This window comes from Kaistella carnis (genome assembly GCF_003860585.1).
Lineage (GTDB): Bacteria > Bacteroidota > Bacteroidia > Flavobacteriales > Weeksellaceae > Kaistella > Kaistella carnis.
Genome location: NZ_CP034159.1, coordinates 1,873,421 through 1,887,300, shown reverse-complemented (window position 1 = coordinate 1,887,300; position 13,880 = coordinate 1,873,421). Strand labels below are relative to the sequence as shown.

General features: G+C 35.0%; 14 protein-coding genes and 1 riboswitch. Of the genes, 10 read left to right on the top strand and 4 right to left on the bottom strand.

Annotation, left to right across the window (positions count from 1 at the left end):
- Positions 1–270, bottom strand: a complete 270-nt coding sequence (locus EIB73_RS08790) for a DUF2089 family protein (protein WP_125024575.1) — start codon at positions 268–270, stop codon at positions 1–3.
- A 199-nt stretch (positions 271–469) separates the two neighbouring features.
- On the opposite strand from EIB73_RS08790, the gene speB reads away from it, so the two are divergent.
- Positions 470–1,324: an agmatinase gene (gene speB, locus EIB73_RS08785; RefSeq protein WP_125024573.1), complete on the top strand. Its 855-nt coding sequence runs from the start codon at positions 470–472 to the stop codon at positions 1,322–1,324.
- 53 nt (positions 1,325–1,377) lie between these two features.
- Here the strand turns inward: speB and EIB73_RS08780 are convergent, their stop codons facing one another.
- Together EIB73_RS08780 and EIB73_RS08775 are read right to left on the bottom strand one after the other, a co-directional pair.
- A complete protein-coding gene (locus tag EIB73_RS08780; RefSeq protein ID WP_125024571.1) occupies positions 1,378–1,668 on the bottom strand; it encodes a GNAT family N-acetyltransferase in 291 nt (96 codons plus the stop codon).
- Between the two features lie 242 nt (positions 1,669–1,910).
- A complete protein-coding gene (locus tag EIB73_RS08775; protein ID WP_125024570.1) occupies positions 1,911–2,663 on the bottom strand; it encodes an RDD family protein in 753 nt (250 codons plus the stop codon).
- 22 nt (positions 2,664–2,685) lie between these two features.
- On the opposite strand from EIB73_RS08775, the gene EIB73_RS08770 reads away from it, so the two are divergent.
- Genes EIB73_RS08770 through EIB73_RS08730 form a run of 9 tightly spaced genes read left to right on the top strand, consistent with a single transcriptional unit; the run spans position 2,686 to position 10,806 of the window.
- Entirely contained in the window at positions 2,686–3,690 is a 1,005-nt protein-coding gene (locus tag EIB73_RS08770) for a stage II sporulation protein M (protein WP_125024568.1), read from the top strand.
- On the top strand, positions 3,647–4,615 hold the full coding sequence (locus tag EIB73_RS08765; protein ID WP_125024566.1) for a DUF4013 domain-containing protein: 969 nt from the start codon (positions 3,647–3,649) through the stop codon (positions 4,613–4,615). Before EIB73_RS08770 ends, EIB73_RS08765 begins: the two co-directional genes overlap by 44 nt.
- Entirely contained in the window at positions 4,605–5,393 is a 789-nt protein-coding gene (locus tag EIB73_RS08760) for a DUF4129 domain-containing protein (protein WP_125026087.1), read from the top strand. The genes EIB73_RS08765 and EIB73_RS08760 overlap by 11 nt, the downstream gene beginning before the upstream one ends.
- Before the next feature lie 26 nt (positions 5,394–5,419).
- The gene (locus EIB73_RS08755; protein WP_125024564.1) at positions 5,420–6,577 is read left to right on the top strand and encodes a DUF4350 domain-containing protein; all 1,158 of its coding nucleotides are present in this window, start codon (positions 5,420–5,422) and stop codon (positions 6,575–6,577) included.
- Between the two features lie 49 nt (positions 6,578–6,626).
- Positions 6,627–7,634 carry an AAA family ATPase gene (locus tag EIB73_RS08750; protein ID WP_125024562.1) on the top strand — a complete coding sequence of 336 codons (1,008 nt, stop codon included), beginning with the start codon at positions 6,627–6,629 and terminating at the stop codon, positions 7,632–7,634.
- Positions 7,635–7,692: 58 nt separating this feature from the next.
- The gene (locus EIB73_RS08745; RefSeq protein ID WP_125024560.1) at positions 7,693–9,015 is read left to right on the top strand and encodes a DUF58 domain-containing protein; all 1,323 of its coding nucleotides are present in this window, start codon (positions 7,693–7,695) and stop codon (positions 9,013–9,015) included.
- A 44-nt stretch (positions 9,016–9,059) separates the two neighbouring features.
- The gene (locus EIB73_RS08740) at positions 9,060–9,491 is read left to right on the top strand and encodes an OsmC family protein (RefSeq protein WP_125024558.1); all 432 of its coding nucleotides are present in this window, start codon (positions 9,060–9,062) and stop codon (positions 9,489–9,491) included.
- Positions 9,492–9,551: 60 nt separating this feature from the next.
- Entirely contained in the window at positions 9,552–10,334 is a 783-nt protein-coding gene (locus EIB73_RS08735) for a hypothetical protein (protein WP_125024556.1), read from the top strand.
- Positions 10,324–10,806, top strand: a complete 483-nt coding sequence (locus EIB73_RS08730; protein ID WP_125024554.1) for a PIN domain-containing protein — start codon at positions 10,324–10,326, stop codon at positions 10,804–10,806. Before EIB73_RS08735 ends, EIB73_RS08730 begins: the two co-directional genes overlap by 11 nt.
- Positions 10,807–10,831: 25 nt before the next feature.
- Here EIB73_RS08730 and EIB73_RS08725 read toward each other — a convergent pair whose 3' ends face one another.
- A complete protein-coding gene (locus EIB73_RS08725; RefSeq protein WP_125024552.1) occupies positions 10,832–13,456 on the bottom strand; it encodes an MGH1-like glycoside hydrolase domain-containing protein in 2,625 nt (874 codons plus the stop codon).
- A gap of 112 nt (positions 13,457–13,568) precedes the next feature.
- Positions 13,569–13,672: riboswitch (SAM riboswitch) on the top strand.
- Positions 13,673–13,880: the final 208 nt, after the last annotated feature.

Genomic DNA, 13,880 nt, shown 5'->3' with positions numbered 1-13,880 from the left:
TTAAAGAGTTTTTAATTGTTTGATTTTTTCGATGAGATCATCCATTTTATTTCGCATCGTTGGGTAAGAAAGTTCGGCCTGCTTGGCCATTTCTTTAATACTGCCGCTGGACAGGAAAAATGCAAGAATAAAATCCTGCTCATCTCGACCTAACTTTAAGTAAAGCGGTAAATCATAATTTCCGTTCACCGTTGTGTCACAATGATTACATTTCATCTGACTTACATTGAGTGAACTTTCACAACTTGGACAAAATATAGGGAGTTTCATTAGTTTTCTGAATGTTTATTTTAATAATATTAAAAATTAATTTAACAAAGTTAAAAAATATTTTGATATTTTAAAGTTTTCTTTCTTTAAATTGTAATTAAATTGTTTGGAAAAAAATTGAATTGTTCAAAATCTATAATTCGATATGAAATATTTATCTTTGAACTTCAATTATTATAAAACTAAAATCAAAGACAATATGAAAACATACGCAGATATTCCGGAAGAAAATGCTCAACTGGAAACCTCAAAAGTAATGCTGGTAACCGTTCCTTATGATGGAACTTCCACTTGGGGAAAAGGTGCTGATAAAGGACCGGAACTTTTTTTAGACGCTTCCGAAAACATGGAATTGTACGATATTGAAACCGGAACCGAGCCTTATTTAGAAGGTGTTTATCTGGCTGGTGAAATCTCCGAGAAATCTTCTCCTGAAGCGATGACCGAAGCGGTTTATCAAAAAACGAAAGAACTCCTTGCAAACGACGGAAAATTATTTACTCTTTTTGGGGGTGAACATTCGGTGTCAATTGGATCGATTCGCGCGGTTGGTGAGAAATATGAAAACTTAACGGTTTTGCAATTGGATGCGCACACCGATTTACGTCCGGATTTTCATGGTTCAACTTCTAATCATGCTTGTGCAGTGTATGAAGCGAGCCAAAAACATAATTTGGTTCAGGTCGGAATTCGTTCTTGCGACATCGAGGAAATGCAGTATGTGAACAAAGAACAGTGTTTCTGGGCGCACCAAATTGCAAACAACGAAAACTGGATCAATGACGTTTTGGAAAAAGTTTCCGGAAACGTTTATATTACGATTGATTTAGATGCATTTGATCCTTCAATTGCTCCGTCAACAGGAACTCCGGAACCGGGCGGTTTGCAATGGTATCCAACTTTGGAGTTGTTGAGAAAAGTATTTGAAAAATGCAATGTGGTGGCTTTTGACATTGTAGAATTGATGGATTCTCCGATGCCGAAACCTACTGCTTTCTTAGCAGCGAAATTGTATTATAAAATGTTGGCGTATTATCACATCAATAAGAATTAAGAAACGATACCTCAAAAAATCAAAACCCATAGAATTTCTATGGGTTTTGTGTTTTAATGTTCTAATAAAATATCATCAGCATCTTTCATTCTGTGCATAACGGAACGCGCATAAGAACAATGTGGATAAACTTTCCAGTTGTTTTCCCGGGCGAATTTGATGCCTTCTTCGACCAAATATTTTCCCATTCCTTTTCCTTCAAATTTTGAATGAACCAAAACGTAAGAGATTACTAATTTATTTTCGTCGGGGAAAATGGTGTAGGTTAATCTGCCCACTTCTTCGTCTTCTTTATTCAAAGTTAAAACGCCTCCATTTCCTGATCTGTTATTTTCGTATTTCATGATAATCGATTTAGTTCCTTAAAATTAAGGAAAATAAATGGAAACGAGATTTTTCTACTGTTAACTGATTTTGTTAGGATGTAAACGCTGCAGCCCGACTTGAGTGGAAATCCTTTTTTTTTGCAGAGGACTTTAGAAATTGCAAAAAAAGATTGGGAACGGAAGGCGGAAATCGCTGCCATAAAGAACAATAAAAAATTATAAAAGATTCGGCTTTGCCAAATGTCTGCCCAAATAATAATTTACAAATCTTTTCCCGTGTAGAAATTGTAGTCTTTGATGACGACGCTGATGAATTGCCGTTCTGTCATTTTGGTGGGATCGATTTCTAATTTCAGGATTTCTTTGATTTTTGTGGAGAGTTTTGAAACCACTTGTCGGTCATCAATTTTCAGGGCTTTTTGATAATTTTCCTTGATGATTCTCACGTCGTTATCGGTCAATGCTATCACTTGCGGGAAAAGTGGAACGTAATCTTCTTTCAGGTTTTCTAAAATGGTATGCGAAATATTGACGCGATTTTTTAAGGAAATAACGGCCGTCCCGGAAGCCATATCGCCCAACCTTTGATTGTTTTTTGAAACGATCATACTGATTAATCCGACCACGCCGGAGTTGGAATAAACATCGATCAACCGGAAAAACCACCGCATCAGATAGTCCCCAAAACTTGCCTGGAATCCATCGATTTTCACCACTTTTATTTTCACCAGTTTCTTTCCAAAAGTTTGACCTTCCATCAAACTTTCGCTGACTAAGGTGTAAATGTGGATTGGGATTGTAAGGATAATGTACACAGACATTTGCGACCAATTATCGAGCCCGTCCATATAGGAACCGAAATTAAATACACGGAACAGGAACCAAAAAAGCGTAAATACGTACGCCCCTTTGATAAGGAGATCAATGACAAAAGCCAAAATTCGCTCGCCAATACTTGCGGTACTGAAATTAATATTTACATTTTGTGAAGTATTTATAGCGATCAGCGACATATTTTTATTATTTTAGCATCAGATGAGAGAGGTTGCGTTTATCAAACAAAATAAAGAAAAATGGTTGGGAATCGAGCAGGTTATCGCAGGAAAAGTCAAAAAAAATCCCGATGATCTTTCTTCGCTGTACATTAATTTGGTGAATGACTTGTCGTTTGCGCAAACTTATTACCCGAAAAGTAAAACGACGGTTTACCTAAACAATCTTTCTTCACTTATTTTCCAAAGAATTTATAAAACCAAAAGAACAGAACAAAACCGTTTGTTTGAGTTCTTTAAAACTGAGGTTCCGCTTTTGGTTCATCACTATCGAAGGTATTTATTTTATGCCTTTGGATTCTTTATTTTATTTGCTTTAATTGGTTTTATTTCAGCGTATTACGATAAAGAATTTGTAAGAATTATTTTGGGTGATGAGTACGTCAACAAAACGATTGAGAACATTGAAAAAGGAAATGCAGTCGGCGTTTATCAGCAAGGTTCCAATTGGGGAAGTGCCATTGCTATTATTTTTAATAATCTAAAAGTCGGAGCTGTTCTTTTTATCTACGGCGTTTTCGGTGGCGTAGGAACGTTGTATGCGTTGTTGCAAAACAGTATTATGCTCGGAGCGTTTCAATATTTTTTTCATGAACATGGAGCGTTGAAAGAAAGTGCGAGCGGAATTTGGCTTCACGGTGTTTTCGAAATTTTCAGCATGGTTGTGGAAGCGATGGCAGGTTTAATTTTAGGCGCTTCGATTTTATTTCCAAAAACTTATTCGCGATTTAATTCCTTTAAATTAGGTTTTAAAGATGCCTTTAAAATATTTTTAAGTACTGTTCCATTTACGATTGTCGCGGGAATTATTGAGGGTTATGTCACCAGATATGCGTTGGTAATGCCTGGCATAATTAATGGAATTCTCATTTTTGGAACCCTTTCTTTAATCGGTTATTATTATTTTATCTATCCTTATTTAGTAGCAAAAAAATCAAAAATACATGATGCAATTTTATCAGAAACGGGACTTCGGCCAATTCATTAGCGATACGTTTGCTTTTTTTAAAGAGCACGGAAAAAACTATTTCAAAAATTATCTTTTGATCAATGGGATTTTATTAATTCTGATGGTTATTATTTTCGTTTTTGGATATCGGGAATTGTTCTCGCAAATGATGGGTTCCAATACCAGCGGGCAAAACTATTATTTTGAAGCCTACTTTCAAGAAAATTCAGCAATGCTGATTTTAGTTTCTACAATCGTGTTTGTTCTGTTTCTGGCGGTGACGATGGTTTCCTATTCTTATCCGATTCTGTATCTGAAAAGATTGACAGAAACGGGAAATAAGAATATTAAAGCCGACGATATTTTAAGTGATTTAAAAAATAATATCGGACGGTTTCTAATTCTGTTTCTGGGATTATTTTTCATCGTAACTCCTTTAGCAATGATCGTTTTCGGCTTAACGGTGGTTTTAATGTTTATCCTTATCGGATTCTTTTTACTGATATTATTAGGACCTGCTTTAATGAATGTCGTAAATTTTTTAATGTTTGATTATTTCAATACGAAGAAAGGTTTTTTTGAATCTTTGAGTTATGCGGTTAGAGCGCAATTTTCCTATAAAAACGGAAGAGAGAAATCTCCTTTTTGGAAATATTGGGGTTCAACGATCGTGATGTATTTTATTATTCAAGTAGTTGCTTCGATTTTCACCATGATTCCGATGATGTTTATATTTGGTGGAATGATGACTATTCCTCAAACTGGAGAATTGCAGCAAAATCCCTTTGAAGGTCCGATGGGAATTTTCATTTTCATATTGTATGGCGTGTCGCTTTTATTTTCATTTTTAATGATTAACGTGATTTTTGTAAACTCCGGATTGCAGTATTATGACAGCCGAACAGACCTTCACCGCAAAGTGGACTTATCAGAAATCGACACGATTGGCACCCATGAAATTTAGGATATTCCTCTTCTTTTTTATCTTGCAATTTATATCCGGAAATTCTCAGGAACTTCCGCCACCGCCAATTTCCCATATTAAAGATTCTGCTGAAGTTCCCTATAACGAGCAATTTTACAGCGATTCTATTTTACTCAAAAAACCTACAACTGATAATATTGTTTTCCCTAAAAGTTTTGAGGATAAATTTCAATCCAAATACAAAGGTTCAGATTACGATTACACCACCATAAAACCCAGAGAATCGCTTTGGCAAAAGATTCAGAAAAGAATAAAGAAAATTCTGGAAGCAATCTTTGGTAAAGTTGATCCCAGCAAAACCGGAAAGTACGCTGAGAATATTATGCGGATTTTCGCGGTCATCATTATCGCTTTTGTCCTTTATTTTTTAATTAAATTTTTACTGGGCAAAGACGGAAATTTCTTTTTCAGTAAAAAGAATAAGAAAATCAATATCGAGAATCAGGATCTTCAGGAAAATATTCATGAAATTAATTTCAGTGAAAGCATCGAGAAATTTGAAAGACAGAAAGATTACCGTTCTGCCGTTCGTTATCAGTTTTTATTGGTTTTAAAGAAACTGGCAGATAAAAAACTCATCAATTGGAATCCCGAGAAAACAAATAAAGATTATTTATCAGAGTTAAAATCCAATGATTTAAAAACGACGTTCAAAGATTTGGCTTATATTTTCGATTACGTTTGGTATGGCGAATTTGAAGTTAACGAAGAGAGTTACGCTCAATTCAAAGAGAAGTTTTTAAATTTTAAGATATAGAAAAGCCTTTTGGGTTTTAGTTAAATATGAATAAAACGTTCAAATTATATGGTTTAATTTTCATCATCGTGATGGCAGTTTTGGCGTTGCTGGAACTCAGTAAATCCGATGTGACCGATTGGCGTAAGAATTTTGATGTGAATGAAAAATCGCCTTTTGGATTGTATATCTTTAGCAAAGAAGCGAATCATCTTTTGAATGATAAGGTAAAGCGAACCGATCTTTCGCCTTATGATTTCTATAAAACTCAAAAATTAAAACCTCATAATATTTTAATTATCGAATCTAAACTGGATTCGGAATCCTGGAATAAAATTTTTGAGAACGTAGAAAAAGGGTCGGATGTGATGGTGATTTCGGATTTCTTTCATCAGAGTATTTCTGATTCTTTAGGTTTCTCGTTGTCGACGATCAGTTATGAAGATTTTAATTTGTTATTACTGACCGATAATAAATTTGCGGCTGATTCTTTAAAGTTAGATAAATTGCCCTCCGGAAAAGGATTTGAATTGATTTCAAAAGATCACGAAATTTTAGGAAAGGAAGAAAGTGATAGCAAAATGGCTAATTTCATTAAAGTCAATCATGGAAAAGGTCATCTTTATTTGCATTCAGAACCGTTGATTTTAACCAACTATTATTTGCTAAAGCCCGGCAATGAAAAATATGTTCAGGATGTATTTTCTTATCTTCCTGATCGTGAAACTGTTTGGTTTTCAGGTGATAATAAAAATGTAGCCGAATCCCGTTCACCCTTGCGATTTATTTTGGCAAATCCTGGTTTGCGTTATGCTTGGTGGTTATTATTAGCCGGACTTTTACTGTTCATCATTTTTAATGCAAAACGCAAACAGAGAATTGTTCCGATCATCGAACCGAAGAAAAATAAATCCGTTGAGTTTGTAAAAAGCATCGGGAATCTATATTTACAGGAAGGTGATTTCCACGATATGATGGCGAAGAAAGCACAATATTTCCTCAATCGCGTCCGAATGGATTTGTTGATTGACACCAAAGATTTAGATGAAAAGTTCATTCATCTTCTTCATTTGAAAACTGGTAAAAGTGTAGAAAAAATTAAGGAAGCGACCGAATTAATTAAGAAAGGTCAAGATCCTTATGCAAGCGTGATGCAGTCAGATTTAATAAAAATGAATAAATTGTTAGACGAGATTTTACTGTAAAACTTCAACAATTGAATTAAAATAGAATACCATTGAACCCAATATAATTATGGAAAATTTTGAAAATCAAAATCAAGAAAATATAAATACAGAGTTTCATTCCCGATTGGATATGACCGAACTTCAGCAAAGTTTGGAACAGGTAAAAGCGGAAATCGGCAAAGTGATTATCGGTCAAGAATCGATGATTGAACATTTATTGGTCGCACTTTTATCGAATGGTCATGTTTTGATTGAAGGTGTTCCGGGCGTGGCGAAAACGATTACGGCAAAATTGTTGGCAAAAACGATCGATGTTGGTTTCAGTAGAATTCAGTTTACACCAGATTTAATGCCGTCTGATATTTTGGGAACTTCTATTTTCAATGTTAAAAATTCTGAGTTCGAATTTAAAAAAGGACCTATATTTTCCAGTTTTATTTTGATTGACGAAATCAACCGTTCGCCCGCGAAAACGCAAGCCGCTTTATTTGAGGTGATGGAAGAACGTCAAATCACAATGGACGGAAAGCAATACGAAATGCAGGAACCTTTCCTTGTTGTGGCAACTCAAAATCCAATCGAACACGAAGGAACGTATCGTTTACCAGAAGCGCAACTCGACCGTTTTCTTTTTAAAATAAATGTCGGATATCCGAATCTTACGCAAGAAGTACAGATCATTAAAAACCAACACGAAAACCGATTAGAAGATAAATCAGATGCCGTGCAGAGAGTGATTTCCGGAGCACAGTTGAAAACGTATCAGAATTTGGTAAAAGACGTTGTTGTAGAAACTCAGTTGTTAGAATATATTGCGAAAATTATTGTGAACACGAGAGAAAATCAATTCCTTTATTTGGGTGCGTCTCCGAGAGCGAGTTTGGCTTTATTGACGGCTTCTAAATCATTTGCTGCAGTTCGTGGACGAGATTTCGTAACGCCGGAAGATATCAAAGAAGCAAGTTACGCCGTTCTTCGCCACCGAGTCATGGTTTCCCCAGAACGCGAAATGGAAGGATTAACTGCGGATGAAATTATTCGCCAGATTTTGGAGGCGATTGAAATTCCGAGATAGGTTTTAATGAGCAATAAGTAATTGGTAATGAGTAATTTGAAAAAGGTTAACTTTTAAAATGAGGAATTTGTACATCAATAACCGTTTTTTCTTCACGCTTTTTGGCGTGGGATTTACTTATATTCTGGCTTTTTTCTTTCCGGTGTTGATGTTGGTTGCGCATGGTTTATTGACTTTGGTGGTGATCGCTTTCATTGTGGATTACATGCTTCTTTTTAATCAAAAAAATGCAGTTCAGGCACAGAGGATTTTACCGGAGAAGTTATCAAACGGCGATCAGAACTCAATAAAAATAGATATTAAAAATAATTATCCATTTACCATTAAAACCAAAGTGATTGATGAAATTCCGTTTCAATTTCAGAAGCGTGATTTTAATATTGAAAGAACTATTGAGAAAAATAAAAACATCCTTTTTGAATATATTCTGGAACCGAAAGAACGCGGTGAATATAGTTTTGGAAACCTCAATGTTTTTGCGGAATCGCCTTTAGGATTGGTTTCTAAGAGATTTACTTTTCAAAAAGAAGCGATGCTGCCGAGTTATCCGTCGTTTATTCATTTAAGAAAATATGAATTGATGGCGCTTCAAAACGAGTTTCTATTGGGTGGAATTAAAAAGATCCGGAAACTCGGTCACACCATGGAGTTCGAACAAATCAAAGAATATGTTCCCGGCGATGATGTGCGAACGATTAACTGGAAAGCGACTTCGAAACGAAATCAGTTGATGGTGAATCAGTTTCAGGATGAGAAATCACAACGGATTTTTATGCTGATTGATAATGGAAGAACGATGCAAATGCCTTTTAATGGTTTGAGTTTACTCGATTATTCGATTAATGCAACCATGGCTTTAAGTCACATTATTCTTAAAAAAAATGACCGCGCCGGAATGATGACCTTCTCCAAAAAAACAGAACATAAAGTTGCGGCAGATAATAAATCGGGCCAGTTGAGAAAGATTTCTGAAGCACTTTATAATATTCAAACCAATTCGTACGAAAGTGATTTTAGCCGTTTATATCAAGATGTAAAATACACGATCGGACAAAGAAGTTTGATTTTGCTTTTCACCAATTTTGAAACTTTGGATGCTGTAAACCGACAAATGAAGTATCTGCGTGGAATTGCAAAAAACCATTTGTTGGTAATTATTTTCTTTAAAAACTCTGAACTTCAAAGTTTAATTAATACCAATCCGGAGAACATTCAGGAAGTGTACGATGAGATTATTGCGGAGAAATTTGAGTATGAAAAGAAATTAATTATTCAGGAACTTCGGAAATATGGAATTTACACGGTTTATACTTTACCCGAAAATTTGAATATTGAAGTCATTAATAAATATTTGGAAATTAAAGCGAGAGGAATTCTTTAATTAAAATCCCTATTTTTACTTATCCAATTTTAACAATCAATTTTATGAAAATTACCCTAAATAGAATCAACGAGGATTATTTATTTGAATGCACCAATTCGTTGGGCAACAAAATCCTTTTAGACAATACCTCACAATCAGAAGGAACAAAAGGGGTTTCTCCGATGGAAACTATTCTGATGGCCGTGGCAGGTTGTAGCGGAATCGATATGGTTTCAATCTTAAAAAAGCAAAGACAGGAAATCACGAAGTTTTCCGCAGAAGTTGTGGGTGAAAGAATTGAGATTGACGAAGCAAAACCATTCAAAACAATTACGGTTTCTTTTCATCTTGAAGGAAATATCGATCCCAAAAAAGCAGAACGTGCCGCTGCACTTTCATTTGAAAAATACTGTTCTGTTTCAAAAACCATGGAGCCGAATGTAACGGTGAATTATGAGGTTTTTGTGAATGGTGAGAAAGTGGGACAAGTGTAAGAAAAATTTAAAAATAAAATAGAATGCAATGTAAATGAAAAAATTGTCTAATTTTGAATTGTGGAAAAAATTGGTCAAATAGAAATAAAAGTTTCTGGAAAAATTGGAAACGCCGATATTACTCCTGACAACTTTGATATCAGGGAGATTATTTCTGTTTTAGAAAACGTCGATAATCTGTTATATTCAGGAGAAAAAAAAAATAGACCTTTAATATCATATGAAATTAAAGAAGGATCCGTTAGAAATATTTTTAAAACAGGAATTCAATATATAGTTAGTTTTAATGCGGTTTTAGGTTTAATTTCGCAAACATATTCAATTGACTATTTAGATTTAGGTACTGCGAAAGCAATCGAAAATCTGCAAGATTTGGCAAAGAAAAAAGATTTAGCTTTTGATATTACTACTTCAGTCAAAGAATCAAATAATATTCGTATCGATAAATTCACAGATTTCAAAAGATCAGAAGCTATTTGGGCTGAAGCTGAATTCTATTTTTATGGAAAAATAACAAATGCAGGAGGAAAAGATAAAGCAAATATTCATCTATTGACTGATGAGTATGGGACTGTAAGAGTGCAGACTCCAATCTCGTTTTTAGAGAATCAAGAAGAAAATATTTTATATAAACATTTGGGTTTAAGAGCCAAAGGTAAGCAACATACAGAGAATGGCGAAATTGATTTTACAAATTTAGAATTTATTGAATTAATTGACTATCATCCATTGTTTGATGAAAATTATCTAAAAAAATTAAGAGATAAAGCAAAGCAATCGTGGCTTTCGGATATTAATGCTGATGAATGGTTAAAGCAAATACGAGGAAGTTATGAAAGTTAATGGAGTTTTATTAGATACAAGTTTTTTTATAAGATTTTTAAATGATGAAGATCCATTATTTAAAAATGCTATGGATTATTATAGATATTTTTTGAATAAAGAAATCAAAATGTATATCTCAACGATCTCTATTGCAGAATACTGTGTGGGAGGGTCGATAACAGAACTGCCATTAAGAAACTTAGCAATTTTACCCTTCAATCTAAATCATGCGACCAAAACCGGAGAGATTGCGAGAATAGTATTCACTAAAAAGGGAAAGTTAAAACTTACCGAAAGAAATATTATCCCTAATGATTCCAAATTATTTTCCCAAGCAGATGTAGAGATGACAATAGAATATTATTTATCTTCTGACAGTGAAAGTCTTAAAATATATGATTTATTAAAAGATGAAGGTAAAGTTTTAAATTTTAATTTTATTGATTTGCTTACTCCGCCAAATGAATATTTCGGATATCTAAATTTTTAGATTTTTTATTTTTTATTTTGCCTTCTTATCTCGACCTCGAGCCCATTCTCGGTTGAATCAATTTCGCAATCGTCGCCGTCCAGCCGGTTTGGTGAGAGGCACCAATTCCTTCGCCGGTATCGCCATTGAAATATTCGTGAAACATCATGTAATTTTTAAAGAATTCATTGTGATTTAATAAATCATTTCCACCATTGAAAGGTCGGTTTCCATGTTCATCTTTACTGAAAATAGAGTAGAGTCGTTTGCTTAAATCGGTCGCCACAAAATCAAGATTGCGACTTTCACCGCTGTTGGTCGGATATTCGATTTGCAAACTGTCGCCATAATAATAATGGAAACGCTGTAAACTTTCTACAATCAGGAAGTTAATTGGGAACCAAATCGGACCGCGCCAGTTGCTGTTTCCGCCGAACATGCTGCTGTCACTTTCAGCGGGAGTATATTTCACTTTGAAATCTTTTCCATCGACTGAAAAGGTGTAAGGATTATCTTCATAAACTTTGGACATCGATCTAATGCCGTAGGGAGAGAGAAATTCCTTTTCGTCAGCCATTCGCTGCAGAATTCGGGTCAACCTGGTTTTCCTTAATACGCTCATTAAGTGTTTTCCACCTTTACCCTCCACTTCCCAGTGGGAAACTAAATTAGCGAGTTCCGGCTTGTTCTTCAGAATCCAATCCATTCTCTTGCGGAAATTAGGGAGTTTTTCAAGTAAAGTATGTTCTACAACTTCCACCGCAAACATTGGTATAAGGCCCACAATGCTTCGCAGTTTTAGAGAAACAGAATCACCGTTATTCAATTGCAGAAGGTCGTAGAAAAAGCCATCTTCTTCGTTCCACAGACCATTTTTAGTTTCCCCCAGATTATCCATGGCTTCGGCAATATATAAGTAATGTTCGAAAAACTTAATCGCCATATCTTCATAAATCGGATTATAAAGAGACAGTTCCATTGAAATCCGCATCATATTCAAAGCGTACATCGCCATCCAACTTGTCCCGTCGGCTTGCTCTAAATGGTCTCCGTTTTTGAATTCCATATTTCGGTCAAAGGCCCCAATATTATCCAACCCTAAAAATCCGCCACCAAAAACATTATTTCCGTTTTTATCTTTTCGGTTAACCCACCAGGTGAAATTCAATAGTAATTTTTGAAAAACACTTTCCAAAAAAGGAACATCAGGTTTCCCATTAATCATTTGATCAATTTTAAAAACCCGGAAAGTAGACCAAGCATGAACAGGAGGATTTACATCACTGAAATCCCACTCGTACGCCGGCAACTGCCCATTCGGATGAATATACCATTCTTTCGTCAACAATTTTAATTGATGTTTTGCAAAACCGGAATCTAAAATAGCATAAGGTACACAGTGAAAAGCCAGATCCCAAGTCGCAAACCAAGGATATTCCCACTTATCAGGCATCGAAATAATATCCTTATTCTGCATATGTTCCCATTCCAAATTTCGCACGTGATGGTCCAGGTTTCTCGGTGCATCAAATTTAGGATCTCCTTTCAACCACTTAGAAACATTATAATGATAGAATTGTTTGTTCCAAAGTAAACCTGCAAATGCCTGTCTTTGAATCATTTTTTCTTCTTCATCCGTAATCTCTTTTTGGATTTCACCGTAAAATTCATCGGCTTCTTTTTGTCTTAAACTAAAAACATCGTCGAAGTCAAAGAAGGCATTTTCCATATCATGTGGACTCAATCGGAAATCGAAAGATTGACTTCCGCCAGCGTCGATTTCTGTATTGATTACGAAACAGGCTTTCGTTCCCGTTTTGTCAGGGTTCATTGCATCTTTGTCGTTATGAACTAAGAAATTATTTATACCGTCTTTATAGTATCTTGGTTCGCTGCTTGCACCGGAAATGATTGCGGGATTACTTTCATTATTACAAAAAAGTGCTTCTGTATTTTGATCTCTTGAATACAGTTTTATAACCGGCAAAGATTCATGATGAATTTCAATGTCGCCACTCGCCGAAGATTTTAGTTGAGGTTCATATTCTCCGTGACCCCAACTCCAGTTGTTTCTAAACCAAATCGTTGGAAGAATAACCAAGGGTGCTTTTTGTCCGCTTCTGTTTTTTACAGTGACACGAATTAAATAATCATCATGATTTATTTTAGCATATTCAATGAAAATATCAAAATAACGATCATCATTAAAAATCCCGGTATCTACCAATTCATATTCTGACTCATGTTTAGATCGTCGGCCATTTTCCGCAATTAAATCGTCGTAAGGAAATTCATTGATCGGATATTTATACACCATTTTCATGTAGGAATGCGTAGGCGTATTGTCTAAATAATAGAAAATTTCCTTAATGTCTTCCCCATGATTACCTTCGTGATTGCTCAAGCCGAAAAACCGTTCCTTAATCATTTTATCTTTGCGGTTCCAAAAAGAAAAGGCAAAACAAATCTTTTGTTTGTTATCACAAATCCCGGCAATTCCATCTTCGCTCCATCGGTAAGTTCGGCCAATAGCGTCGCTGTAAGTCGTGTAACCCCAGGCGTTTCCATTATGGCTATAATCCTCACGCACCGTTCCCCACTGTCTGTTGCTGAGATAAGGTCCCCAGGTTTTCCAATTCTTATCGAGCATTCTCTCTTTCTCCGTCGTCATTATAAATAATTTCTGGTGCAAAACTAAGGAATAAATAAAATTCGGGAAATTTGTAATATTTGAATTTAATGCTTTTCTTTGCATCGAAATAAGTTCATTTACATATTTGAAAATGTTATTAAGAAAGGTGGAGAGATTAGACTCAATGAAACCTTAGCAACCCTTCGGAAACGGAGAAGGTGCTACATTCTATCCCTATTTGGGAAGAGATAACAGAAACTATTTTACCTTTCTCAGGTAGCATTTTCAATTTTAATTTTAAGAAAAATTGAAAACTTCGCTACAACATATCAAACTCAATATTCAATATTTAATATCAGGAGAAATTCCAGATATTCATTTGTCATATCCCATTCAGTCGGCATTTATATTCTGTTCCAAACATTTTGGTACAACATCCTTTGTTGGATATTCATTCGACGTT